General features: G+C 71.1%; 24 protein-coding genes and 1 riboswitch. Of the genes, 4 read left to right on the forward strand and 20 right to left on the reverse strand.

From position 1 onward, the window contains the following. Positions 1-13: 13 nt before the first annotated feature. The gene (gene panC / locus ACIBF7_RS02580) at positions 14-847 is read right to left on the reverse strand and encodes a pantoate--beta-alanine ligase (RefSeq protein WP_271275956.1); all 834 of its coding nucleotides are present in this window, start codon (positions 845-847) and stop codon (positions 14-16) included. Positions 848-890: 43 nt separating this feature from the next. Then, the gene (locus ACIBF7_RS02585; RefSeq protein ID WP_148035617.1) at positions 891-1,781 is read right to left on the reverse strand and encodes a Rossmann-like and DUF2520 domain-containing protein; all 891 of its coding nucleotides are present in this window, start codon (positions 1,779-1,781) and stop codon (positions 891-893) included. Positions 1,782-2,101: 320 nt separating this feature from the next. Between ACIBF7_RS02585 and ACIBF7_RS02590 the strand changes: the two genes are divergently transcribed. Beyond that, positions 2,102-3,064, forward strand: coding sequence for an SAM-dependent methyltransferase (locus ACIBF7_RS02590; protein WP_271275955.1), 963 nt, complete (start codon positions 2,102-2,104; stop codon positions 3,062-3,064). A gap of 7 nt (positions 3,065-3,071) precedes the next feature. Here ACIBF7_RS02590 and ACIBF7_RS02595 read toward each other — a convergent pair whose 3' ends face one another. Both ACIBF7_RS02595 and ACIBF7_RS02600 read right to left on the reverse strand, forming a co-directional pair. Next, entirely contained in the window at positions 3,072-4,262 is a 1,191-nt protein-coding gene (locus ACIBF7_RS02595; protein WP_271275954.1) for a cytochrome P450, read from the reverse strand. Then, positions 4,262-5,002 carry a TerC family protein gene (locus tag ACIBF7_RS02600; RefSeq protein ID WP_397196197.1) on the reverse strand — a complete coding sequence of 247 codons (741 nt, stop codon included), beginning with the start codon at positions 5,000-5,002 and terminating at the stop codon, positions 4,262-4,264. Before ACIBF7_RS02600 ends, ACIBF7_RS02595 begins: the two co-directional genes overlap by 1 nt. A 100-nt stretch (positions 5,003-5,102) precedes the next feature. Next, positions 5,103-5,218: riboswitch (SAM riboswitch) on the forward strand. A 44-nt stretch (positions 5,219-5,262) separates the two neighbouring features. On the opposite strand from ACIBF7_RS02600, the gene ACIBF7_RS02605 reads away from it, so the two are divergent. Continuing rightward, positions 5,263-6,552 carry an aminotransferase class V-fold PLP-dependent enzyme gene (locus tag ACIBF7_RS02605; RefSeq protein ID WP_397196198.1) on the forward strand — a complete coding sequence of 430 codons (1,290 nt, stop codon included), beginning with the start codon at positions 5,263-5,265 and terminating at the stop codon, positions 6,550-6,552. 25 nt (positions 6,553-6,577) lie between these two features. Here the strand turns inward: ACIBF7_RS02605 and ACIBF7_RS02610 are convergent, their stop codons facing one another. Then, positions 6,578-7,174, reverse strand: a complete 597-nt coding sequence (locus ACIBF7_RS02610) for a DoxX family protein (RefSeq protein ID WP_397196199.1) — start codon at positions 7,172-7,174, stop codon at positions 6,578-6,580. 157 nt (positions 7,175-7,331) lie between these two features. On the opposite strand from ACIBF7_RS02610, the gene ACIBF7_RS02615 reads away from it, so the two are divergent. Further along, the gene (locus ACIBF7_RS02615; RefSeq protein WP_364229137.1) at positions 7,332-8,477 is read left to right on the forward strand and encodes an NADH-quinone oxidoreductase subunit D; all 1,146 of its coding nucleotides are present in this window, start codon (positions 7,332-7,334) and stop codon (positions 8,475-8,477) included. A 7-nt stretch (positions 8,478-8,484) separates the two neighbouring features. Here the strand turns inward: ACIBF7_RS02615 and ACIBF7_RS02620 are convergent, their stop codons facing one another. The 11 genes from ACIBF7_RS02620 to dacB all read right to left on the reverse strand — a co-directional run bounded on the left by ACIBF7_RS02620 (position 8,485) and on the right by dacB (position 18,793). After that, a complete protein-coding gene (locus tag ACIBF7_RS02620) occupies positions 8,485-8,940 on the reverse strand; it encodes a DUF3180 domain-containing protein (protein WP_219545070.1) in 456 nt (151 codons plus the stop codon). Next, positions 8,937-9,440, reverse strand: coding sequence for a 2-amino-4-hydroxy-6-hydroxymethyldihydropteridine diphosphokinase (gene folK / locus ACIBF7_RS02625; RefSeq protein WP_364229133.1), 504 nt, complete (start codon positions 9,438-9,440; stop codon positions 8,937-8,939). Before folK ends, ACIBF7_RS02620 begins: the two co-directional genes overlap by 4 nt. Further along, the gene (gene folB, locus ACIBF7_RS02630) at positions 9,437-9,802 is read right to left on the reverse strand and encodes a dihydroneopterin aldolase (RefSeq protein ID WP_364229131.1); all 366 of its coding nucleotides are present in this window, start codon (positions 9,800-9,802) and stop codon (positions 9,437-9,439) included. Before folB ends, folK begins: the two co-directional genes overlap by 4 nt. Next, positions 9,792-10,241, reverse strand: a complete 450-nt coding sequence (locus tag ACIBF7_RS02635) for a nuclear transport factor 2 family protein (protein WP_148035627.1) — start codon at positions 10,239-10,241, stop codon at positions 9,792-9,794. Before ACIBF7_RS02635 ends, folB begins: the two co-directional genes overlap by 11 nt. After that, the gene (gene folP / locus ACIBF7_RS02640) at positions 10,238-11,044 is read right to left on the reverse strand and encodes a dihydropteroate synthase (RefSeq protein WP_397196704.1); all 807 of its coding nucleotides are present in this window, start codon (positions 11,042-11,044) and stop codon (positions 10,238-10,240) included. Before folP ends, ACIBF7_RS02635 begins: the two co-directional genes overlap by 4 nt. A 158-nt stretch (positions 11,045-11,202) precedes the next feature. After that, on the reverse strand, positions 11,203-11,781 hold the full coding sequence (gene folE / locus ACIBF7_RS02645; RefSeq protein WP_148035629.1) for a GTP cyclohydrolase I FolE: 579 nt from the start codon (positions 11,779-11,781) through the stop codon (positions 11,203-11,205). Then, positions 11,778-13,772, reverse strand: coding sequence for an ATP-dependent zinc metalloprotease FtsH (gene ftsH, locus ACIBF7_RS02650; protein ID WP_148035630.1), 1,995 nt, complete (start codon positions 13,770-13,772; stop codon positions 11,778-11,780). The genes folE and ftsH overlap by 4 nt, the downstream gene beginning before the upstream one ends. A gap of 251 nt (positions 13,773-14,023) precedes the next feature. Continuing rightward, on the reverse strand, positions 14,024-14,575 hold the full coding sequence (hpt, locus tag ACIBF7_RS02655) for a hypoxanthine phosphoribosyltransferase (protein ID WP_271275951.1): 552 nt from the start codon (positions 14,573-14,575) through the stop codon (positions 14,024-14,026). A 10-nt stretch (positions 14,576-14,585) separates the two neighbouring features. Next, positions 14,586-15,578, reverse strand: coding sequence for a tRNA lysidine(34) synthetase TilS (gene tilS / locus ACIBF7_RS02660; protein WP_397196200.1), 993 nt, complete (start codon positions 15,576-15,578; stop codon positions 14,586-14,588). A gap of 152 nt (positions 15,579-15,730) precedes the next feature. After that, on the reverse strand, positions 15,731-16,807 hold the full coding sequence (locus tag ACIBF7_RS02665; protein WP_187281524.1) for a zinc-dependent metalloprotease: 1,077 nt from the start codon (positions 16,805-16,807) through the stop codon (positions 15,731-15,733). A 576-nt stretch (positions 16,808-17,383) separates the two neighbouring features. Then, the gene (gene dacB, locus ACIBF7_RS02670; protein WP_397196201.1) at positions 17,384-18,793 is read right to left on the reverse strand and encodes a D-alanyl-D-alanine carboxypeptidase/D-alanyl-D-alanine-endopeptidase; all 1,410 of its coding nucleotides are present in this window, start codon (positions 18,791-18,793) and stop codon (positions 17,384-17,386) included. An 87-nt stretch (positions 18,794-18,880) separates the two neighbouring features. Between dacB and ACIBF7_RS02675 the strand changes: the two genes are divergently transcribed. Continuing rightward, a complete protein-coding gene (locus ACIBF7_RS02675; protein WP_148035633.1) occupies positions 18,881-19,369 on the forward strand; it encodes an inorganic diphosphatase in 489 nt (162 codons plus the stop codon). Between the two features lies 1 nt (position 19,370). Here the strand turns inward: ACIBF7_RS02675 and ACIBF7_RS02680 are convergent, their stop codons facing one another. The 4 genes from ACIBF7_RS02680 to ACIBF7_RS02695 form a co-directional block, all read right to left on the reverse strand. Then, complete coding sequence (locus ACIBF7_RS02680; RefSeq protein ID WP_364229124.1) at positions 19,371-20,477, reverse strand: NlpC/P60 family protein; 1,107 nt, start codon at positions 20,475-20,477, stop codon at positions 19,371-19,373. A 70-nt stretch (positions 20,478-20,547) separates the two neighbouring features. After that, the gene (locus ACIBF7_RS02685; RefSeq protein WP_397196202.1) at positions 20,548-22,020 is read right to left on the reverse strand and encodes a hypothetical protein; all 1,473 of its coding nucleotides are present in this window, start codon (positions 22,018-22,020) and stop codon (positions 20,548-20,550) included. A 118-nt stretch (positions 22,021-22,138) separates the two neighbouring features. Beyond that, complete coding sequence (locus ACIBF7_RS02690; protein ID WP_271275307.1) at positions 22,139-22,936, reverse strand: hypothetical protein; 798 nt, start codon at positions 22,934-22,936, stop codon at positions 22,139-22,141. A 92-nt stretch (positions 22,937-23,028) separates the two neighbouring features. Further along, the gene (locus ACIBF7_RS02695; protein WP_397196203.1) at positions 23,029-24,639 is read right to left on the reverse strand and encodes an ABC-F family ATP-binding cassette domain-containing protein; all 1,611 of its coding nucleotides are present in this window, start codon (positions 24,637-24,639) and stop codon (positions 23,029-23,031) included. Between the last annotated feature and the right edge of the window lie 67 nt (positions 24,640-24,706).

The raw sequence follows: 24,706 nt of genomic DNA on the forward strand, positions 1-24,706 counted from the left end.
GCCCCGGGGGCCGCTACCGGCCCAGCCGCACCACCATGTTGTCGATCAGCCTGGTCGCGCCGACCTTCGCGGCCACCGCGAGAACCGCTTCTCCCTCGTACGGGTCGGAGACCTCCGTGAACGTGGCCGGATCCACCAGCACCAGGTAGTCGAGCTCCAGCTCCGGCGGGGCCTCGGCGAGCACCTTCGAGGCCGCGGCGCGGACCCGGGCCGGGGTCGGCTCCCCCGCTCCGGCGCGCAGGGCGCGCGACAGCGCCAGCGCCACCCGGCGCTCGCCGGCCGACAGGTAGCGGTTGCGGCTCGACAGGGCCAGGCCGTCGGGCTCCCTGACGGTCGGCGCGCCGACGACCTCCACGGGCACGTCCAGATCGGCGACCATGCGGCGGATCATGGACAGCTGCTGGGCGTCCTTCTGCCCGAACACCGCGACGTCCGGCCGCACCAGGTTGAACAGCTTGAGCACCACGGTCAGCATGCCGTCGAAGTGGCCCGGCCTGGAGGCGCCCTCGACGATCCGCCCCATCTCGCCCGCGCACACGCTCACCTGACGGTCGGGGAGGTACATGTCGCCCGCCGCCGGGGCGAACACCACGTCCACGCCCTCCTCGCGGCACGCCGCCAGGTCGGCGTCGAAGGTCCGCGGGTAGCGGGAGTAGTCCTCCCCGGGCCCGAACTGCAGCGGGTTGACGAAGACGCTGACGACGACCTGGTCGGCGCGGTCGCGGGCCAGCCTGATGAGCGAGCGGTGCCCTTCGTGCAGGGCTCCCATGGTGGGGACGAGGGCGAGGGTGCCGCCACCGCGGGCCTTGATCAGATCGGTGCGGTTCCTGGCGAGGATGAGGTCCATGCGCTGCCTCCGAGAACGGATCCATGCCCGTCGCGGGTCACGGTCAGGTCCATATGTTGCCACCCAGCGCGTCGAGGAGCCGCTCCGCCTCCTCCGGTTTCAGCAGCCCGGCCGCCAGCGCCCGGTCGGCCGTGAGCCTGGCCAGCGCCACGTAGGCGTCGGCCGCCTCGGGGGCGGCCAGGATCAGCGCGTCGACGTGCTTGCGCACGGTGCCGGCGTCGCCGCGCACGACCGGCCCGGTCAGGGCCGACAGGCCGAGCCTGAGCACGTTGTCGAGCGCGGCGCCGAGCAGCGGCCCGAGCATCCGGCCCGGGTGGTCGACGCCGATGCGGCCGAGCAGCTCCTCCGACTCGGCGATGAGCGTCACCATGTGGTTGGAGGCGTTGGCCAGGGCCGCGTGGTAGAGCGGGCGGTCGGCGTCGGCGATCCACACCGGCTCCCCGCCCATCTCGATGACCAGGGCCTCGGCGATCGGCCGCAGCGGCTCGGGGGCGGTGACGCCGAAGGAGCAGCCGGTGATGCGGTTGAGGTCGTCGTCGCGGCCGGTGAAGGTCATCACCGGGTGCAGCGCCAGCGGCAGCGCGCCCTTGCGGGCGGCCGGGTCGAGCACGGACAGCCCGTACGCGCCGCTGCAGTGGACGAGGATCTTGCCGTGCAGGTCGGCGCCGGTGGCGGCCAGGCCGCCCACGAGGTCGGGCAGCGCGTCGTCGGGCACGGTGAGCAGGATGAGCTGGGCCGCCGCCACCACCTGGTCGGGCCGCACCGGCTCGACCCCGAGCCTGGCCGCGGCCCAACGCTGGGAGGCGTCGGAGACGCCGCTCGCGGCGACGACGCGATGGCCGGCCTGCGCCAGCGCGGAGCCGAGCGCGGAGCCGACCTTGCCCGCTCCCAGCACGCCGACGGCCAGGCGGGCCGGGCGATCGGCTGCCTCCATGACGTCACACCCCCCGTCGACCTGATGGCACTGCCGACCAGGGTAACCGGCGCACCGGCAAGAAGAGATGACCGGGGTTTTGCTGCATGTTGCGTTACCGACAAAAGGGACAAGGGCAGGTGAACCGGTGCACCCCCTGTCGGATGAGATGAGGAGAGGGGTTCACCGCTGGGAGCGGGCGCCGAGTCCTATCACGACCCGACGCCCGCACTGTGTCAGGGGCCTCTTGGGCGGTGCGCATGGCCGCCACCGCCGACTGGCGGCCATGGCGGGGCCCGGATCCGGTCCGGGCCCCGTGTCCATCGTGAGATAGTCCAGACATGTGGCTCACCTGGCGCGAAGCCACTCAGCGCGCGCTGTACGGCGAGGGCGGCTTCTACCTTCGCGAACGCCCGTCCGGCCACTTCCGCACCTCGGTCGTCGCGTCACCGGCGTTCGCCGAGGCGGTGCTGGCCCTGCTGCGCGAGGTCGACGCCGAACTCGGCGCCCCCGCCGGGATCGACCTCGTCGACGTCGGCGCGGGCGAAGGCGTGCTGGTCCGCCACGTGCTCGCCATGGCCGGCCGCGGGCTGCGGGCCAGGCTGCGGGTCACGGCCGTCGACCTGTCCCCCCGGCCGGACGATCTTCCCGAGGAGATCGGGTGGTCCGCCCGGATCCCCTCCGGGGTGCGCGGCCTGGTGATCGCGAACGAGTGGCTCGACAACGTCCCGCTGGACGTCGCCGAGCAGACCGCAGACGGGCCGCGGCTGGTCCTGGTCGACACCGAGACCGGCGAGGAGCGGCTGGGCGGCGAGCCGCCGGCGGCCGATCTGGAGTGGCTGAAACGGTGGTGGCCGCTGTCGTGCGTCGGCACGAGAGCCGAGATCGGCCGCACCCGCGACGCGGCCTGGGCGGCGGTCCTGGCGCGGCTCGACCAGGGGCGGGCCGTCGCCGTCGATTATGCACACCCTGTGGATAACCGGCCGCGCTGCGGCACGCTCACCGGATATCGCGACGGCGCGGTCGTATCCCCGATCCCCGACGGGACCTGCGACATCACCGCGCACGTCGCGCTCGACGCGTGCGCCGAGGCCGGGCGGCGGGCGGGCGCGATATCCACAGCCTTGTCCACACAGCGTGCCGCGCTGCGCGAGCTGGGCGTCACCGGCGCCCGCCCCTCCCTCGACCTGGCCCGCACCGATCCTCCGGGCTATCTCCGGGCGCTCGCCCGGGCCTCCGAGGAGGCCGAGCTGATCGATCCGGCGGGGCTGGGCGGGTTCGGCTGGCTCTGCCAGCGCCGGTGACCCGGCGTCAGCGCGTGCTCAGCTCCAGGCCCTGCAGCCCTCGGATGATGTAGCCCGGCTTCCACTCCGGCTCCCTGACAAGCTCCAGCGCCGGCGTCCGGTCGAGCAGCGCGCCGAACGACTCGACCATCTCGATCCTGGCCAGCGGCGCGCCCAGGCAGTAGTGGATGCCCAGGCCGAACGAGATGTGCGGGTTGTCCTTGCGGCCCGCGTCGAACCGGTCGGGGTCGTCGAACACCTCGGGGTCGCGGTTGGCCGAGCCGAACAGCAGCGCCACCTCGGCCCCGCGCGGGATCCGCACGCCGCCGACCTCGATGTCCTCCAGGACCCAGCGCTCGAACATCTGCGCCGGGGTGTCCCAGCGCAGCACCTCCTCGATCGCCGTGGGCAGCAGCGAGCGGTCCGCGCGGAGCCGGGCCAGCTCGTCCGGGTTCCTGAACAGCGCCCACCAGCCGTTGCCGGTGGCGTTCACGGTGGCCTCGTGACCGGCGTTGAGCAGCAGCACGCAGGTGCCGATCAGCTCGTCCTCGGTCAGCTCGGGGATCCCCGCCAGCGCGCTGATCAGGTCGTCGCCCGGCTTCCCCGCCCGCTCGCGGGCCAGCCCTCTCAAGTACTCGGCGAACTCGTCCGCCGCCCTGACCGCGGTGTGCTGCATCTCCTCGCTCGGATTGAGCTCGTACATCAGGCAGATGTCCGAGGACCAGGGCCGCAGCAGGTGACGGTCCCGCTCGGGGATGCCCAGCATCTCCGCGATGACCGTCACCGGCAGCGGCTCGGCGACCTCCGCGATCAGATCTCCGCCGCCCTTCTCCACGTACGCGTCCACGAGCCCTTCAGCGATGGCCCGCACGCGCGGCCGCAGCGACTCGACCATGCGCGGGGTGAACGCCTTGGACACCAGGCGGCGCAGCCGGGTGTGCACCGGCGGCTCGACGTCGAGCATGCCGGCGCGGACCACCCGCCAGAACGGCTCCTGGAACTCCGGCTCCGGTGGCCTGCCGAACTCCTCGTCCGTGGCCACGTGCAGATAGGAACGGCCGAGCCTGCGGTCACGCAGCAGCTCGTCCACATCCGCGTGGCGGGCGATCAGCCACTGGTCGGCGGGTTCGAAGTAGCTGACGGGGGCCTCCCGCCTCAGCTCGGCGTAGACGTCGTAGGGATGGGCCACGAAATCCGGATTCCAGGGATCAAAGCGCACTATTGCATAGTAGGAGCTTCCTCCACCTGCTTGTTCTTCCTGCTCCGCACCCGGATGTTGAGCAGCTCGACGACGACCGAGAACGCCATCGCGAAGTAGATGTAGCCCTTCGGGATGTGCTGGTCGAGACCCTCGGCCACGAGCATCACCCCGATCAGCACCAGGAACGCCAGCGCCAGCATCTTGATGCTCGGATGCGCGTCGACGAACCGGCTGATCGGCCCGGAGGCGAACAGCATCACCGCCACCGCCACGACCACGGCCGCGATCATCACGCCGAGCTCATTGACCATGCCCACGGCGGTGATCACCGAGTCGAGCGAGAACACGATGTCGAGCAGCATGATCTGCACGATGACCGACGTGAACGAGACGACGGCCGCCGACTTGCCGTCCTTGCTGGGCCCGTCCATCGTGTGGCTGATCTCGGTGACGCTCTTGGCCAGCAGGAACAGCCCACCCAGCAGCAGGATGAGATCTCGTCCCGATATCTCATGACCGAACACCTCGAACAGCGGCGCAGTGAGCCGGACCACCCACGACAGCGCCAGCAGCAGGAGCAGCCGCATCACCAGCGCCGCGGCCAGGCCCACCACCCGCGCCCGGTCGCGCTGCTCGGGAGGCAGCTTCCCTGCCAGGATGGAGATGAAGATGATGTTGTCGATGCCCAGGACGATCTCCAGGGTCACCAGGGTGAGGAACCCTATCCAGATCTCCGGGTTGGACACCCAGTCAAGCATCGCCGCCTACTTTCGGTGGGGGAACGTACCACCGCCCAACGAGCAGAAGTCCGGAGAAGTTCGCGATCCGGATGAATCATCGGTTATAGTCCGGCACGTAGGTCATGAGTGCCAGCGCCAAGCCCCGGCTCGCTGGCCGGCAACCCTCGCGTCCGCGGCGGGGTGCCCCGGGTGAAGACCTGGTCCGCCACGAAGGGTGGCGGGCAAGCGCGGGCTCCGTGGCTGCTCCTGGGGTCCGATGACGCCCGAGGAGGCATGCCGTGTCCACTTTGACGATCTTCGACGCCGCCCGCACCGCTCCCGAGAAGCACCTGGAGCCCTGTCCGGCGCGCGCGATCCCCGTCGTGCTCGGCGCCGACCTGCGGGTCCCGGTCAAGGGCGGCAGGCTCACCGGGTACGCCAACCTCGACTACGCCGCCAGCGCCCCCTGTCTGGAGCAGGTCAGCACCGCCGTCGCCGCCGCGCTCCCGGCCTACTCCAGCGTGCACCGCGGCGCCGGGTACGCCTCCCAGCTCACCACCGCCCGCTACGAGCAGGCCCGCCACACCGTACGGGCCTTCGTCGGCGCCCGCACGGACGACGCGGTGGTGTTCACCCGCAACACCACCGACGCCACCAACCTGCTCGCCCGCTGCCTGCCCGAAGGCACCACCGTGGTCGTCTTCGACACCGAGCACCACGCCTCGCTGCTGCCGTGGCAGCGGGTGGTCCGGCTGGCGCCGCCCGCCTTCCCCGGCGAGGCCGTGCGCGCCGCCGACGACACCCTGGCCGGGATCGACGGCCCCAAGCTCCTGGTCGTGACCGCCGCCTCGAACGTCACCGGCGAACTCTGGCCCGTCGCCGCGCTGGCCCACATCGCGCACCGGCACGGCGCGCGCATCCTGGTGGACGCCGCCCAGCTCGTCCCCCATCGGCCGCTCAACCTGACCGCGCTCGACCTGGACTACGTGGTCTTCTCCGGGCACAAGCTGTACGCGCCGTTCGGGGCGGGGGCGCTGGTCGGCCGCGGTGACTGGCTGGCCGCCGGCGACCCGTACCTGAAGGGCGGCGGCGCGGTGCGCGCCGTCGGCGAGGACGGGGCCGACTGGCACGACGACCCCGAGCCGCGGCACGAGGCGGGCACCCCGAACGTGCTGGGCGCCATCGCGCTGGCCGCCGCCTGCGACGCGCTCACCGCCACCGGCTGGACCCCGCTCGTCCGCGAGGAGGAGCGGCTGCTCGCCCGGCTGCGTGCCGGCCTCGCCGCCATCGACGGGGTACGGGAACTCTCGCTGTGGGGGCCCGGCCACCCGCGCGTGGGCATCGTGTCCTTCACCGTCGATGGCCACCCGGCGCGCGAGGTCGCCGAGACGCTGTCGGCCGAGCACGGGATCGGGGTGCGGGACGGCAAGTTCTGCGCGCACCCGTTCGTCCGGCACCTGCTCGGCACGCAGGACGGCGGCTGCGCGGACGGCACCGCCTCGGCCGTGCGCGCCTCGATCGGCATCGGCACGACCGAAGAGCATGTCGACCGTCTTCTCGCCGCGCTGCGCGACCTGGCCGGTCGCTGAGCGGCCCGCTCAGCGACCGTAACTCCTACGGCTTGCGTGGGTGGGGCCGGGTCGGCTCGTCGCCGAGCAGGCGGTCAACGTCACGCATGTCGCGGTCGTCCAAGCCGCTCGCGCTCCCCTGCGGGGGCACGTCGCGCTGCGGTTCCTCCATCACCGTGGGCCGGGTGGGCGCGTTGTCGAGCCCGCCCGGCACCGGCTCGTAGGCGGGCTCGGTCGCGGCGGCCCGCCTGGAGCGACGCCTGTGCACCGCGTGGATGATCCCGTCGAGGCCGATGCGCCCGCCGCCCAGCGCGATCAGCAGCAGGCAGGCCGCGCCCAGGGCCGCCACCAGCTCCCAGCCGCCCTCCGTGACGAACACCCCGCCGGCCGCGTGCACGAAGAGCAGCGCCCCGATCATGTCGACCAGCAACAGCGCCGCCGAGATCCGGACCGCCAGCCCCACGATCAGCAGCACCCCGCAGACCACCTCGACGATCGTCGCGAACGCGGCCGACGCCTGAGGCAGCGGCACGCCCATCTCGGTGAACCCGGCGCTGATGGCCCCCAGACCCGCTGTCCATTTCTGCAGCCCGTGCGCCACGAAGATGACGCCGATCACCACCCTGGCGATCAGGGCAGCCACATCAAAGATGACCCTCTTCATCGTCTTGTTCCCCCGTTCCAGACAATCCTCCCCCGCCATGGCCTGGTGATGCGCGTGCTTGCCGTACCTTGACCTCGGACGACGGACCCCGGCACACCCGTTCCTTGACCTGGTATCCGGTGAGAGCATGGGCCGTATGACGGAACGCGTGGTGGGCATCGGCGCAGGGGCGAAGGAACTGGCCACCGAGGACATGATCCTCAACATCGGCCCCCAGCACCCCTCGACGCACGGTGTGCTCCGCCTCCGCCTGACGCTCGACGGCGAGCGCATCGCCACCGCCGAGCCGATCGTCGGCTACATGCACCGGGGCGCGGAGAAGCTGTTCGAGGTGCGCGACTACCGGCAGATCATCATGCTGGCCAACCGCCACGACTGGCTGTCGGCGTTCGCCAACGAGCTCGGCGTGGTGCTCGCCGCCGAACGCATGCTCGGCATGGAGCCGCCCGTCCGCGCCGTGTGGGCCCGCACGCTGCTGGCCGAGCTCAACAGGGTGCTCAACCACCTGATGTTCCTCGGCTCCTACCCCCTGGAGATGGGCGCCATGACGCCCATCTTCTACGCCTTCGACGAGCGCGAGCGCATCCAGGCCGTCATGGAGGAGATCTCCGGCGGGCGGATGCACTACATGTTCAACCGCGTCGGCGGCCTGAAGGAGGATCTCCCGTACGGGTGGCTCGACCGGGTCTCACAGACCGTCGCCGAGGTCCGCGCGAAGATCCCCGACATCGAGAACCTCATACTCAACAACGAGATCTTCCTCGCCCGCACCAGAGGCGTCGGCGTGCTCACCCGCGAGCAGATCATGCAGTACGGGGTCAGCGGCCCCATCGCCAGGGCCTCCGGCGTCGACGTCGACCTGCGCCGCGACCAGCCCTACCTCGCCTACCCCGAGCTGCCCGTCAGGGTCGTCACCCGCACCGCCGGCGACTGCCACGCACGCTTCGAGGTGCTGCTGGAGCAGGTCAAGGTCTCGCTCGACCTGGCCGACGCGTGCGTCGACCGGCTCCGCTCACTGCCGCGGGGGCCGATCAACCAGCGCCTGCCCAAGGTCCTCAAGGTGCCGGAGGGCCACACCTACGCCTGGACGGAGAACCCTCTCGGCATCAACGGCTACTACCTGGTCTCCAAGGGCGACAAGACCCCGTGGCGGCTCAAGCTCCGCTCCGCCTCTTACGGCAACATCCAGGTGCTGCGCGAGATGCTGCCCGGCCACCTGGTCTCGGACATGGTGGCCATCCTCGGCTCGATGTTCTTCGTGGTGGGCGACATCGACAAGTGACCGGCTCCTACTCGGGCCGGTCACCCTCGTGGTCGTCGGGGATGCGGCAGGCGTGTTCGAGGAAGAGGGCGGCGCAGACGAGGACCACGCAGGCCAGCAGCGAGCCGCCGGACACGAAGAACTCGCTCCGCGGCGTCACCTTCTCCAGCTCCGTCGCCGTGTGCAGGACGAAGCCGCCGAACAGGCCCGCGAACCCCGCCCCGCCGTATGCGGACGCCTTGGCCAGCGCGACCAGCCGGGCCACCGCGAGCGGCTCCACCGGTTTGGTGCCGGGCCGGCGGGCGATCCTGGCCCGGGTCATCCACCCGGCGTAGGCCTCGCCGATGGCCAGCAGCAGCACCGTCGGGATCGCGGTCCACGGCACCAGCGGCATTTGGGAGTAGAACTGCTGGACGGTCAGCCATGTCAGCAGCGCGACGACGACGAAGACGACGGCCAGCAGGCCGGGACGGGTCGGTCTCAATCGGGCCTCTGCAGTTTCAGGTCCTCACGGAGTCGCGCGCCCCGCTGGTCGAGGCCCGCCAGCAGGTCGGCGACCCGGCCCTTGCCCGGCAGCTCCGCGTCGGGGTCGGCCTGCGCCCACGGCAGCAGCACGAACGCCCGCTCGTGCGCCATGGGGTGCGGCAGCGTCAGCTCCGGGTCGTCGCTGACGATGTCGCCCACCATGATCAGGTCGATGTCGAGCGTCCGCGGCCCCCACCGCTCCTGGCGGACGCGGCCGAAGGCGTCTTCGGTGCTCTGCGCCCGCTCCAGCAGGGTGTGCGGTTCGAGAGTCGTCTCCGCCACCACCACCGCGTTCAGGTAGGGCCGCTGGCCCCCGGGGCCGCCCACCGGGTCGGTCTCGTAGACCGGCGAGGCCGCCACGAACTCCAGACCCGGCGCGTCGAACAGCGCGTCCACGGCGCCCTGCAGCGTCTGGAAACGTCTGCCCAGGTTGCTCCCGAGCGCTAGCACGGTCTTCATCGGCGCCTCCGTTGGATCGTCACCACCACGTCGCCGAACGGCAGGGGGATCGGCGCGGCGGGTTTGTGCACGCTCACCTCCACGGACTCGACGAGCTCCCTATCCAGGCAGACCTCCGCCAGCCGCTGGGCGAGCGTCTCGATCAGCGCGACCGGCTCGCCCTCGACCACCTTCACCAGCGCCTGCGCCAGCTCGCCGTAGTCGACGGTCAGGGTCAGGTCGTCGCCCGCGGCCGCGGGCGCGGTGTCGAGGAAGAGGGTGACGTCCACGACGAACTCCTGGCCGAGCTCCCGCTCGGCCGCCAGCACGCCGTGTCTCCCGCGGGCCCGCAGGCCCTTCAGCGCGATCCGGTCAGTGCTCAAGCTCGCCTTCCTCCTCCTCGTCGTCGTCGCTCTGCAGCACCGGCGACCCGTGGTGCATCCACAGCCGCCAGCCCTGAGGGGTGCGGATGTAGACGTTGCTGGCCACCACCTTGCCGGCCGCGAAGCTGGACTCGCCCTCCTCACCCGCCGTGAGGATGTTCTCCACGCAGGTCAGCACCGCCACGTCGTCGCGGAGCACGGTGGTGTTGACGTCGGTGAGCACGAACTGGATGTAGGTCGTGTTGGCCATGATCAACGCCCACGACCGCAGCACCTCCGACCGGCCCGCCAGGAGGGTCCAGCCCGGGTGGACGCAGCTGACCTTGCCGTCGACGCCGTCCTCGGCCCAGATCTCGGTCATCCGATCGAGGTCGGCGTCTTCTATCGCGGTATAGAACTCCTGGTTGATGGTCTCGATCGCGGCGGTGTCGACGCTCATGTGTCAGCTCCGGCTCTCTTCCATGCTGCTGCCACGCGCACGGCATCGGCATTCGGACCTACGGTGTGCACCCGGACGCACCAGGCGCCGTCACGGGCGGCCAGCGCCGTCACCGCCAGCGTGGCGTCGTCGTTGCGGTCGAACGGGCGCGGCGTGCCGTCGGCGTCGGCGAGCAACCGCCCCAGGAACCTCTTGCGGGACGCCCCGATCAGCAGCGGGTAGCCCAGCTCGGTCAGGCGCGGGATCGCCGCCAGCAGCGCCCAGTTGTGGGTGGCGTTCTTGGCGAAGCCGAGCCCGGGGTCGAGCACGATCTGCTCGCGGGAGACCCCCTCGGCGAGCACCAGCTCCACCCGTTTGGCCAGCTCCTCGCAGACCTCGGTCACGACGTCCTCGTAGACCGCGCGGCTCTGCATGTCTTCGCTGTGGCCGCGCCAGTGCATCACCACGTAGGGCACACCTGCGGCGGCCACCACGCGCGGCATCTGCGGGTCGGCCAGGCCGCCGCTCACGTCGTTGACCAGGACGGCCCCGGCCTCGACCGCGGCCTTGGCCACCTCGGCCCGCATCGTGTCGACGCTGACCTGGACGCCCTCCGCGGCCAGCGCGCCGATCACGGGCACCACGCGGGCGAGCTCCTCGTCGAGCGACACCCTGGAGGCGCCCGGCCGGGTGGACTCGCCACCCACGTCGACGATGTCGGCGCCCTGGGCGACCAGCTCGAACCCGTGGCGGATGGCCGCCGCCTCGTCGAACCACAGGCCGCCGTCGGAGAACGAGTCAGGGGTCACATTGACCACGCCCATGACCAGGCACCGGTCGGCGTCGTCAAGCCCCGGCACTCTCGTCATGTGCCCAAGCCTAGGCGCTCGCTCATACCCGGCGATATCGCGGGTGCCCCGTTGTGGATAACGATCCCTTCGCGCTTGGAACGCGCGCGGATCTCACGCGGCGCCGCCAGCCGTCAGCGCCCCAGGATCAGCGCCATCGCCTCGGCGCGCGTCTTGTCACTGGTACGGAAATCGCCGCGGACGGCCGAGGTGACCGTCTTCGCGCCGGGCTTGCGTACACCACGCATCGTCATGCAGAGGTGTTCGGCCTCGACCACCACGATCACGCCGCGCGGCTCCAGCACCCGCATGATGCCGTCGGCGATCTGCGAGGTCATCCGCTCCTGCACCTGCGGCCGGCGCGCGTAGACGTCGACCAGCCTGGCCAGTTTGGACAGGCCGGTGACCTGGCCGTGCTCGTTGGGGATGTAGCCGACGTGCGCCAGGCCGTAGAACGGGACGAGGTGGTGCTCGCAGGTCGAGTAGACCTCGATGTCCTTGACCAGGATCATCTCGTCGTGGTCGACGTCGAAGACCTTGTTGAGCACGTCCTCGGGGGTCAGCCCGAGGCCCGAGAACTGCTCCGCGTAGGCGCGGGCCACCCGGGCGGGCGTCTCGAGAAGGCCGTCGCGGTCGGGATCCTCGCCGATGGCGTAGAGGATCTCGCGGACGGCCTTCTCGATCCGTCCGAAATCTACTTCGTGCGCTTTCACGCAGTGTCTCCGGAAGGCAGTGCGCCCTGGTGGCCCTGTCCGAGCGAGCCGTTGCCGTACTGCTCCTTGGGGGTCAGGATGGGCGGCCGGTCGGACGGGAGCCGCTTGCCGTAGCCCGCGTAGGACGGACGGTGCTCTTTGACGACCACCGGAGAGAAGATCTCCAGCACCATGTCGCGGGAGAGGGTCTCCTTCTCCATGAGTTCGAGCACCAGGTTGTCGAGCACGTCGCGGTACTCGACCAGGATGTCCCACGCCTGGTCGTGAGCCGTCTCGATCATCCGGCGGACCTCTTCGTCGATCGTGGAGGCGATCTTCTCGGAGTAGTCGCGCTCGTGGCCCATCTCACGGCCGAGGAACACCTCGGCCTGGCCGCTGCCGAACTTGCGGGCGCCCAGGGCCTCGCTCATGCCGTACTCGGTCACCATGCGGCGGGCGACGGCGGTGGCCTTCTCGATGTCGTTGGAGGCGCCGGTGGTGGGCTCGTGGAAGACGAGCTCCTCCGCCGCGCGGCCGCCCAGCAGCATCGCGAGCTGGTCCATCATCTCCGACCGGGTGGCCAGGAACTTGTCTTCCATCGGCAGCGTCATCGTGTAGCCGAGCGCCCGGCCCCGGGACAAGATCGTGATCTTGTGGACCGGGTCGGAGTTCGGCAGCGCGTGCGCCACCAGCGCGTGACCGCCCTCGTGGTAGGCGATCATCTTCTTTTCCTTGTCGGACATGACGCGGGTCTTGCGCTCGGGCCCGGCCATGACCCGGTCGATCGACTCCTCCAGCATGTCCATCGTGATCAGCTTCTCGTCGGCGCGCGCGGTGAGCAGCGCCGCCTCGTTGATCACGTTGGCCAGGTCGGCGCCGGTGAACCCGGGGGTCCGGCGCGCGATGACGTCGAGGTCGACGTCGGGCGCGAACGGCTTGCCGCGGCCGTGGACCTTGAGGATGCCCTTGCGGCCCTCCAGGTCGGGACGGTCGACGGTGACCTGACGGTCGAAGCGGCCGGGACGCAGCAGGGCCGGGTCGAGGATGTCGGGCCGGTTGGTCGCGGCGATGAGGATCACGCCGCCCTTGACGTCGAAGCCGTCCATCTCGACGAGCAGCTGGTTGAGCGTCTGCTCGCGCTCGTCGTGACCGCCGCCCAGGCCGGCGCCGCGGTGGCGGCCGACGGCGTCGATCTCGTCGATGAAGATGATCGCCGGGGCGTTGGCCTTGGCCTGCTCGAACAGGTCGCGCACCCGGGAGGCGCCGACACCGACGAACATCTCGACGAAGTCGGAACCGGAGATCGAGTAGAACGGCACGCCCGCCTCACCCGCGACCGCGCGGGCGAGCAGGGTCTTGCCGGTGCCGGGCGGGCCGTAGAGCAGGACGCCCTTGGGGATCTTCGCGCCGATCGCCTGGAACTTGGCCGGGGCCTGGAGGAAGTCCTTGATCTCGTGGAGTTCCTCGATGGCCTCGTCGGCGCCCGCGACGTCGGCGAAGGTGGTCTTGGGAGTGTCTTTGGTGATCAGCTTGGCCTTGGACTTGCCGAAGTTCATCACCCGGCTGCCGCCGCCCTGCATCTGGTTCATGATGAACAGGAAGAGCAGCACGATGATGACGATCGGCAGGAAGCTCACCAGGATGCTGAGCAGGATGTTCTCCTGCGGCACCTCGGTGGTGAAGCTGTCGGTCTTGCCGGCCTGCACCTGCGCCTGCAGGTCGTCGGTCAGCTTGGCGCCGTAGCCGGTGACCCAGTCGGACTGGATCATCTTGGTGGGCTGGTCGCCGGGCCTGACCGTGATGCCGTTCTTGAGCGTCAGCTCGATCCGCTGGTCCTTGTCAATGATCTTCGCGTTGCTGACGTTGCCGGTGCGAATCTGCTCGAGGACCGTGGACGTGTCGGCCTGCTTGAAGTTGCCCCCGCCGCTCCACAATTGGGTGACGAGCAGGAGCAGCACGACGATGCCCAGGATCCACAGCAGTGGCCCACGTGTAAATCGCTTGAGATCCATCCGATGCGGAACCCCTGGCGGGCCCGTCCCTTCCCTGACCATGGCCTGGAACCCCGGGCAGGACCCGGGGCCGCGGCATCCCGACGCCGCGACTTCTGACTACCCGGAGGGGACGCTCGGTCACCCTCCCGTCGTCAGAAGGTACACCGGACAAGCGCGCGGAGGGACCGCCCGCTACAACCGGCCTTGCCCTACCAACGTACGTCACGGCCCGCTGTGTTCCCGGCGGTTCACGGCCATCCAAGCGATCTCTAGGTGTAGACGTGCGGGGCGAGGGTGCCGATGAAGGGGAGGTTGCGGTAACGCTCGGCGTAGTCGAGCCCGTAGCCGATGACGAACTCGTTGGGGATGTCGAAGCCGACGTACTTGACGTCGATGGGCACCTTGACGGCGTCGGGCTTGCGCAGGGCGGCGCAGATCTCCAGCGAGGCCGGGTTGCGCGACTTGAGGTTCTCCAGCAGCCAGTGGAGGGTCAGGCCGGAGTCGATGATGTCCTCCACGATGAGCACGTGGCGGTTCATGATGTCGGTGTCGAGGTCCTTGAGCACCCGCACGACACCGGACGACCTAGTGCCGGCGCCGTAGGACGACACCGCCATCCAGTCCATCTGCACCGGCACGTGCAGGGCCCTGGCCAGGTCGGCCATCACCATGACGGCGCCCTTGAGCACGCCCACGAGGAGCAGCTCCTTGCCCGCATAGTCTTCGTCGATCCGACCGGCCAGCTCCCTGATCTTGCCCTGGAGCTCGTCCTCGGCGATGAGGACCTTCTCGAGGTCCTCGCCCATGTCGGCTGCGTCCACCTGTGGTTCCTTACGGGATGGGGCTGATGGCGAGTATCAGGGTGCCACACCGCCGGACGGCCGACACTCGCCCGGGTAGGTCCACGGCCTTCTGCCCCCGCCAGGAGGTGACGAGGCGTTCCACGGCGTGCACGTGGGTCGCCGAGAGCGCCCCGGACGGCGCCCCGGCGGCGATGGCGGCGCGACGCAGCACCCGCCGCCGCACGGCCGCGGGAACCCGCTCCAGCGCCTCGACGGAGAGCGTGAGCCTTCCCGAAATATCGCTTAGAGCGCAATCGTGATACACCGTGTCAGCCCACTCGTCGAGCGCGTCGGCGTCGTCCATGGCGAGCCCGGCCGTCCGCGCGAGCGCCTCGGCCACCCCGGGCCCGAGCTCCTTCTCCAGTACGGGAAGGACCCGCGAGCGCACGCGGACCCGGGTGTAGCGGGGGTCGTCGTTGTGCGGGTCGTCCCACGGGCTCAGGCCGAGCGCCGCGCAGGCGGCGACGGTGACGCGGCGCGGGAGGTCGAGCAGGGGACGGCGGTAGAGCCCGCTCCGCGGCGCCATCCCGGCCAGCGACCGTGGGCCGCTCCCCCTGGCCAGCCCGAGCAGCACGGTCTCGGCCTGGTCGTCGCGGGTGTGGCCGAGCAGCACGGCGGCGGCGCCGGCCCGCTCCGCGGCCTCGCCGAGCGCCCGGTATCTGGCCTCCCGCGCGGCGGCCTCCGGCCCTCCGGTCGTGCCCACCGTGACGGTCAGCACCTCACCGGACTCCAGCCCCAGCTCTCCGGCCAGCTCCGCGACCCGCCTCGCCCGTACGTCCGAGCCTTCCTGCAACTGGTGGTCCACCGTGACCAGGCCCGCGCGCAGCCCGGCGCGCGGCGCGACGAACCCGAGCGCGGCGGCCAGCGCGAGCGAGTCGGCGCCCCCGCTGCACGCGGCCAGCACCGTCATCCCGCCGTCCAGCCCGGCCAGCGCCTCACGAACAGCCCGGCGGACATCGGCTACAGCAGGGTGCGGTCCCACACCACCATTGTCCAGCCACGGCGACGAGCCCCGTCCGGCGTCCACAGAGGTGAGGGGTGTACGGCGTCCAGCCACGTGGGCGAGCGTCCGTGGACAATGGCCGGGTTCAGTGGTGCTCGCCCCGGACGGCCGGGGCGAGCGTTGGACGGGGGTCAGCCGGGGAGGGCCGGGGTGCCGATCACGCGGCGCACCCAGGCGTCCGGGTCGGAGATCTCCGCCGGGGTCGGCAGCGTGTTGGGCGAGGTCCAGACGCGGTTGAAGCCGTCCATGCCGGCCTTCTCCACCACCCGGCGGACGAAGGCGGAACCCTCGGCGTACTGCTTCATCTTCAGGTCGATGCCCAGCAGGCGGCGGATCGTCTTGTCGAGCTTGGAGCCGCCCTCGCGGCGCTGGGCGAACTTGGCCCGGATGTCGGCCACCGACGGCACCACCGAGGGCCCCACCGCGTCCATCACGTAGTCGCCGTGGCCCTCCACGAGGGTCATGACGGCGGTGAGCCGGTCGAGGATCTCCTTCTGCTGCGGCGACTGGATGACGTCGATGAGGTTGCCCTCGCCGCCCCTGACCACGTCCTGGATGGTGTCGGCCGCGTTGCGCAGGCGCTCGACGAGCGTCGGCAGGTCGAGGTCGGAGGCCAGCAGGAACTCGGTCATCTGCGAGCGCACGTACTCGCGCAGCCAGGACACCCCGGTGAACTGCACCCGGTGGGTCTCCTCGTGCAGGCACACCCAGAGCCTGAAGTCGTGCGGGTTGACGTTCATCTCGCGCTCGGCGTGCACGATGTTGGGCGCGACGAGCGTGAGCCGGCCGGTGGCCTCGCGGCCGGTCGGGTCGGGCGGGAGGAACAGCTCGTACTGGCCGAGCACCCGCGTCGCCAGGAAGGCGAGCACGGCGCCGACCTCGACGCCGGTGATCCGGGAGCCCACGGCGCTGACGATCGCGGGCGGCCGGTTGGCGCCGCTGGTCATCCGCTGGGTGAGCGGCTCCAGCACCACGCGGAAGCCCTCGACGTTGGCCCTGATCCAACCGGGCCGGTCGACGACGGTCGCCGCCTGCGGCGCGGTCTCAGCATCGATCTTGGTGAACTCGCGCACGTGCCCTTCGGCCTCGCGCGACAGCGTACGGAGCTCGGCGACGGCCTGCCTGGCCTCCTCGCGGGTTACTTGAGGACCGGGGCGCACCAGACGCGTGCCGGTCGAGACGGCCAGATCCCAGTCGATCACCTGCATACCCACCACCGTACGTGCTTCCGCCCAACCCCGCGAAGAAGCCCCGAACCCAGCTCCCCCAACCAAGGAAAGAACCCCAGGTGCCTGCCCTGAGGAGGCAGGGAACCCACGAGGACCCTCCGGTACCTGCACAAAGGGGGGAGAGAACCCACGAAGAAGCCCCGGTTGCCTGGACTGTGGAGGAAGGGAGCCCGCGAAAAGTCCCCGTGCCTGGACTGTGGAGGAAGAGACCCCACGAAGAAGCCCCAGTTGCCTGGACTGAAGAAGCAGGGAGCCCACGAAAAGCCCTGAACCCTCCGGGTATCCCGACCAAGGAGCTGTCCCGGCATCGGAGCTGTCCCGACATCGCAGCGGTCCCGACATCGGAGCGGTCCCGGTATCCGCAGGAAGAGCATCCAAGGTTTGCGAGGAGCGCCGGTGTCTGGACTGAGGAGGGAGGGAGCGAAGCGACCGAGCGACGAGGGAAGACGCCGGGTCTGAGCGACGAGCCGCGATCCGTCAGGATCGCAAATAAACACAGCGCCGCGATCCTGCCGGATCGCGAATAAACACAACCGCGATCCTGGCGGATCGCGGTCAGGCGCGCGCCACTATCGCCGCCAGCCGGTCGAGGACCGGTTCGGCGTAGACCGGGACCTTGTCGGCCATGAAGGCGAAGGCGAGGACCCGGCCGTCCTTGCTGGTGGTGAGCCCCGCCAGCGTGCTGACGTTGTTGAGGGTGCCCGTCTTGGCGCGCACCAGCCCGACCTGCCCCTTGCTGTCGGCCCCGGTGAAGCGGCGGCCGTTGCCGAGCGTGCCGGTGAACCCGGCGATGGGCATGCCGGAGGCGACCGCGTGCAGGCCGGGCCGGTCGGGCGAGACGGCGAGGGCGATGAGGCCGGCCATGGCGCCGGCGCTGATGCGGTTGCGGGTCGACAGGCCGCTCCCGTCGTACACCTGGATGCCGCCACCGGCGCCGACCCGCTGGAGCACCTGGGGGACGGCCTTGGCGACGCCCGCGAACGACCCCGGCTGGCCCTCCTTGATCGCCACGTGCCGCGCCAGCGCCTCCGACAGGTCGTTGTCACTGTAGGTGAGCGCGTGCTCGACGAGGGCGTAGACCGGGGCCGACTCGACCTTGGCCAGCTCGGCGGCGCCAACCGGGGCACGGGCGGGTTCGACCGTCTTGGCGACGGTGATCCCCTTCTTCTTCAGCAGGCCCGCGAAGGCGTCGGCGGCGTGGCGGGAGGGGTCGGCGACGCGCGGGCTGTTCTGGCCGGGGTTCTGCCGCCCTTCGTCGATCGCCAGCGCGTGCACCCGCGCGACGTGCCCGTCGGGGATGTAGCCGGGCTTCCAGCCCGGCCCGACGTCCGGGCCGGTGAAGAGCGAGGCGTCGTACGAGAGCGTGACCTTGGCGACTCCCCGCTGCTTGAGCGCGGCGGCGGTACGGGCGGCGAGCGTGGTCATCGACGCCTGGTCGGTGAAGCTGCCCGGCTTGGCCCGGGGACCGGCGAGCAGCGGGTCGCCGCCGCCGACCAGGACGATCGCGCCGGGGGCGCCGCCCTGCACGACGCGGGTGGCCAGGCGGGTGTCGGGGCCGAGCGAGGCGAGCGCCGCGACGCTGGTGACGACCTTGGTGGTGGAGGCGGGGACGATGCCGGCGTCGGGGTTGGCGGCGAAGACGCGCTCGCCCGTGGAGGCGTCGACGACGACCGCGCCGACCCGGTCACCCAGCGCTCGGTCACCCAGCGCATCCGTGAGCCTGCGGGTCAAAGTACCCTTGGTCGGGAGAGGTCCGTCTCCTGGCCTCGCCGCCAGGCCGGCCAGCACCGGCCCCGCGGTGACCACGGGGACTTCGGGAGGCGCGGTCGGCTCTGCCGGTGGCGGCTGCCTCGTCAGCGCGCTCAGGGTGAGGTCGTTGTCAACCGCGTAGACGCCGGTGACGATGGTCACGACCTGCAGCAGGACGAGTGTGGTCAGCATCACCCACCGCTCGTGCCGTGCCACGTCGCCCTGACCTCTCATCCTGGTGTTCGCCTACGAGACATTAACGCCCAGCCGGGGATCCCGGGGGGCGCGAGCGGAGGAACCGCGGTGGAGTTCGACGTTGTCGTTGAGATTCCCAAGGGGCAACGGAACAAGTATGAAGTGGACCACGAAACCGGCAAGATCAGGCTTGACCGGCTGTTGTTCACCTCCACGCAGTACCCCGCCGACTACGGCTTCATCGAGAACACCCTCGGTGAGGACGGCGACCCCCTCGACGCGCTGGTGCTGCTGCAGGAGCCGACGTTCCCTGGCTGCTACATCACCTGCCGGGCGGTGGGCATGTTCCGCATGACCGACGAGAAGGGCGGCGACGACAAGGTCCTCTGCGTCCCGTCGACCGACCCGCGCATGGCGCACATCCAGGACATCCACCACGTGGCGGAGTTCGACCGGCTGGAGATCCAGCACTTCTTCGAGGTCTACAAGGACCTGGAGCCCGGCAAGTCGGTCGAGGGCGCCAACTGGGTGGGCCGCATGGAGGCCGAGGCCGAGATCGAGCGCTCCTTCCAGCGCGCCAAGGACGGCGGCCACTGATTCATCCCACTCTCTGGAGGGGTCTGGTGGCGCCCACCAGGTCCCGCCTCCAGATCGGGGCGACGCGTACGACGTCGCCGGTCTGCGGCGCGTGCACCATCAGCCCGCGCCCGACGTACATGCCCACGTGGTGGATGGTGCGCGGGTCGTTCCTGTCGTGGCCGAAGAACAGCAGGTCGCCGCGGCGCAGGAGGTGCAGCGGCACGTGCGGGCCCGACGTCCACTGGGTTCCGGTCCAGTGGTCGAGCCGCACGCCGGCCCGTTCCCACGCCCGCATGGTCAGACCTGAGCAGTCGTAGCTCCCCGGGCCGGCGGCGGCCCACAGGTAGGGCTTGCCGAGCTGGGTGAGCGCCCAGTTGGCCGCCCGGTCGCCGAGCCCGGACCCGCGGCTCAGCGGGATCCGGAACCGGCCGGCCCGCTTCCTGGCCAGCAGGTCGGCCCGGTCGCGGGCGGCGTCCACCCGCCGCTGCAGCGTGTCGCGCTCGGCCGTCAGCGTCCTGGTCTCGCGTCTCTGCCTGGCCACGGCCTTCTGGGCATCGGCCTTGGTTTGCGCGGCGGCGTCGGCCGCGGCCTGCCGGGCGGCGTGCGCGCGGGCCGCCTGGGTGCGCAGGATCGCGGCCACCGTCTGGGCGTCGCGCATCCGGGAGAGCACCGCGGCCCGCTCGCCGCCGAGCTGCCGCAGCGTGCCGACGCGGTGCAGGTAGCCGTCGTGGTCTCCGCCGTCCATGACGGGGAACGCGTGGGACCGCCACATCCCGCCGTACGCCTGCGCGGCCAGCGCCGCCACGGGCTGCCGGGCGCGCTCCACCTCGGCGTCCGCCGACGCGAGCCTGGCCAGCGCCTGGTCGTGCGCCTCCTGGGCCCGCCGCAGCCGGACCAGCTCACCGTTGTAGGCCTCCACCCGGCGTCCGGCCTCGGCGGCCAGCTCCTCCAGGCGCGCCTGCGCCTCGGCCAGTGCGACGCCGGCTCTGGCCAGCTCCTGCGTTCGTGCCCGTACGTCCTGCCGCGCCCTGGCGATGTCACGGGACGGGGGAGCCGGCTCGGCGCGTGCCGGCGGGCTGAGGGTGACGGCCAGACAGGCGAGCAGGATCCCGGCTCGGACGTGCATAGAATCCCCCCGCTGTCACTCTATGCACACACTTCCCTACCGTTGACCTACGTACACCCCTTGCTCAGGGTCAGGACGCCGGGGTGGTGGGCGGCGGGGCGGGGGACACGGTCGGGGTCGGCTGCGGCACCGGCGTGGGCACCGGGTCCTCGGTGGGTGAGGGAGCCGGCGTGTGCCGGGTGGGGTGCACGGTCGGCCTGGTCGGCCGCACGGTGGGGCGCACGGTCGGCCGGACAGTGGGCCGCACCGTCGGCCGCACCGTGGGCTGGGTCGGCTGCGCCGTCGGGCCGGGCGTGGGCGGGTGGGAGCCGGGGTCGCCGGGCCCCTGAGTGGGTTCGCCCGGCGGCGGCGACGGCACGGGGTCGTGGGTGCTCCACGTGGGCTCGACGTCGGGCCACGTGGTCGGCAGGCCGCCGATGGTGGGGAGCCAGCGGGTGGTCTCCGTGGCCGGCGAGATCAGCCGGGCCCGCGGGGTGACACGGGCGACGTCCAGCGGCAGGCCGGCGGTGCGGCCGAGCTCCGGTCCGGCGGTGGCGTCCGCCTCGGCCCGCCGCCACGGGAGGACGGGCGGCTTGCCTTCCGGCGGGAACGCCGCGGTGGCGACGCCGGGCAGGCCGCCGACCTCCTTCCCGAAGTACTCGAAGATGCCCGCTATCGCCACCAGGGTCGTGACCGCCGCCACCGTGCACGCCACCGCCCGAGGCCATACGCGCGGCTTCCGGTCGCCGGGCAGGGGAAACCCGGCGCCGTCCAGCGCCTGCGAGCGCCTGGCGACGTAGCGGCGGTAGAGGAACAGCTCCGGGTCGACGAAGCAGCTCAGCACCCGCACCCTGAGCGACTCCGGGAGCGTGACCTGCGGCAGCAGCTCGAACACCTTCGCCGCCGACACCTGCCGGCTGCGGTGCGGCGCGCAGGTCTCGCACCGGGCGAGGTGGCGCACCAGGTGCTCGCGCATGTCGGGTGTCAGCTCACCGGCGAACCCGGTGAGGATGCGGGCCCGGCGCGGGCAGTCGTACGGGCCCTTCATGGCGAGGATCTCGGCGGTGACCGCGTCGCGCAGCCGGTCGCGGGCCTGCTCGCGGACGGCGTCGAGCCGGCGCGCGGGGATGCACAGCACGGCGGCGAGCCCGGCGGCGGACAGCCCGTGGCGGGTGTCCAGCTCCAGCACCTCGCGGTCGGCGGCGGGCAGGCTCTGGACCGCGTTCCAGGCCATGATCCGCAGGTCGGCGTCGGCCGGATCGGCCGGCTCCGGCGCGCCGGCGAGCGCTTCGCCGGCGGCCTGCGGCCCGGCGATCCGGCGGCGCCGGCACTCGCTCCTGGCCAGCGCGTACAGCCAGGGACGGAGCATGCCGGGGTCGGCCAGCAAGCCGGCGTGCGCCTCCGCCGCGATCAGCGCGTCGCGCAGGGCGACCTGGGCGCTGTCGGCGTCGCGGAGAAGGCATCGGCAGTAGCGGTAGACGCTCTCGGCATGCGCGTCGTAGAGCGCGGCGAGTGCGCTGGGGTCGCCGGCGCGCAGGGCTTCGACCAGGACGCGGTCATTCATATCACCGAATGTAATGGAGTCGTAACTTGTAGTTCTACCGATTCCGCGCGATACACATCTCTTGTCATGGGCAAGCCAGAAAAATGTAACGAGATTCGCCGGGAATAACCCCTTTTGCTTACTCCGAGCCCGACGTCACCTCGCTCCCGCGGTCCGTCTGGAACGGCGCGGTCCTGGGCTTGACGGTGTGCAGCGGCATCACGCCGCCCATCGCCAGTTCCTCGTACGGGCGCGCGGTCGACCCCCAGGTACGGGCGACCACCTCGGTCCTGCCCACCTTCGTCCCCGGCGGCAGCCCGGCCACGGTCAGGATGAACCGCGGCGGCCGGCCCGCCTGCACGTCGTCCACGAACGTGCTGCCGCCGCCGAGCAGCTTGCCGGCGCCGTCGCGCAGCAGCGCGCTCACCACCAGGCTGCTGGCGGGCAACTGGTACGGGTTCGCGACGTAGCCCGTGATGAGGTACGAGCCGTCCTTCTGGCGCATCGTCTGCACCCGCGACGCCGGGAACGGCCGGAAGGCCGAGGGCACCCGGGCCGCCTGCCGCCACTGGGCGGGCCGGTAGTCGACGCTGACCTTGGCCGGCTTCGCGGTGGCGGTGCCCTGGCCGGTGAAGGTCAGGGAGCCGCCCGGCGGCACGGCGTCCAGCGGCTGGTCCATCCTGAAGACCTCGCGGCCTCCGGCGTCCTTGCCGACGACACTGGCCACGACGTGCTCGCCGAAGTGCCACGGGTTGCCGTTGGCCAGGACTGCGGCCCAGGTCACGGCGTATCCGTCGCCCGACTTGACGACGTTCGACGCCTGTTCCATGAGGGTGAGCGGTTTGAGCTGCTGCTGTGTCGGCTCCTCGGACGAGCATCCGGCGAGGCAGATCGCCCCGAGTGCGAGGAGGCTGACGGTTCGGCTACGCTGGATCACTTTGCCGTGATAACCCGCTCATGGGCACGTCCGGCCTCTGACACGCGCCGGGCGTACCAACTCTTTGACTTCCTATCGCGCTCTTTGTTTTCCTATCGGGCGCGAACGACCCGCTTTTCATCCCAGACCGGCTCCGGCGCCTCATAAACCGCGCCATCCGCGCCGAATACCAAATAGCGATCGAAATCCGCCGCGAACCACCGGTCATGGGTGACCGCGACCACCGTGCCGTCGAACGCGTCCAGCCCTTCCTGCAACGCCTCGGCGCTGGCCAGGTCGAGGTTGTCGGTCGGCTCGTCGAGCAGCAGCAGCGTGGACCCGGACAGCTCCAGCAGCAGGATCTGCAGCCTGGCCTGCTGGCCGCCCGACAGCGTGTCGAACCGCTGGTCGGCGATCAGACCGGCCAGCTCGTAGCGGGCCAGCGCCTTCATCGCCTCGTTCTTGAGCCGGGCGTGCTCGGACATCACGATCTCGACCGGGGTGCGGCCCATCAGGTCGGGCCGGGCGTGCGTCTGGGCGAAGTGACCGGGCACCACGCGGGCGCCGAGCCGGGCCGCGCCGCTGTGGCGGACCTGCTCACCGGCCAGCAGCCGCAGGAAGTGGGACTTGCCCGAGCCGTTGGAGCCGAGCACCGCCACCCGCTCGCCGTACCAGACCTCCAGGTCGAACGGCTTCATCAGGCCGGTCAGCTCCAGCCCCTCGCAGATGACCGCGCGCTTGCCGGTGCGGCCGCCGCGCAGGCGCATGCTGATGTTCTGGTCGGCCGGCGGCGTCTCGGGCGGCCCCGCCTCCTCGAACTTGCGCAGCCGCGTCTGCGCCGCGTGGTAGGCGGCGGCCATGCCGTCGTTGTAGCGGGCCTTGTTCTTCAGCATGTTGACCAGGGCCTTGAGCTTGGCGTGCTCCTCGTCCCAGCGCCGCCGCAACTCGTCGAGGCGGGCGTTCCTGGCCCTGCGCGCCTCCGCGTACGTGCCGAAGCCGCCGCCGTGGATCCAGATGTTGCCCGACTCGACGGTGACGATCCGGTCGGCGGCGTTGGCCAGGAGCTGCCGGTCGTGGCTGACCAGCAGCACGGTCTTGGACGTCTCGCGGAGCTGCTGCTCCAGCCACTCCTTGCCGGGCACGTCGAGGTAGTTGTCGGGCTCGTCGAGCAGCAGGGTCTGGTCGGGGCCGCGCAGCAGCGCCTCCAGCACCAGCCGTTTCTGCTCGCCGCCGGACAACGTGGCCACATCCCGATATTTCACGCGATCGTACGGAACGCCCAGTGCGGCGACCGTGCACGTGTCCCACAGGACCTCGATCTCGTACCCGCCCGCGTCGGTGTAGTCGCTGATGGCCTGGGCGTAGCGGAGCTGCGTCTTCTCGTCGTCGCGCTCCATCATGACGAGCTCGGCCTGTTCGAGCCGCTCGGCGGCCTGCCGCACGGCGGGCGGCGCCACGCTCAGCAGCAGGTCGTGCACGTTGCTGCCGTCGCGCACGCTCCCGATGAACTGCCGCATCACGCCCAGCCCGCCGGAGGACACCACGCCTCCCTCGACCGGCCGCAGATCGCCCGCGATCAACCGCATGAGCGTGGTCTTCCCGGCCCCGTTGGGCCCCACCAGCGCGGCCTTGACGCCCTCGCCGATCCGGAACGACACGTCGTCGAGCAACGGCCGCCCGTCGGGCAGCACGTACGTCAGGTGAGCGACCTCGACGTGTCCCACGACAATTCCCCTCCTAGGTCCTTGTGGAGGGTACCTGCCGGTATGACGGCCCAGCACCCCGTTTTCA

It is taken from the genome of Nonomuraea sp. NPDC050478 (assembly GCF_044458265.1).
In the GTDB taxonomy this organism is placed as follows: Bacteria; Actinomycetota; Actinomycetes; order Streptosporangiales; family Streptosporangiaceae; genus Nonomuraea; species Nonomuraea ferruginea.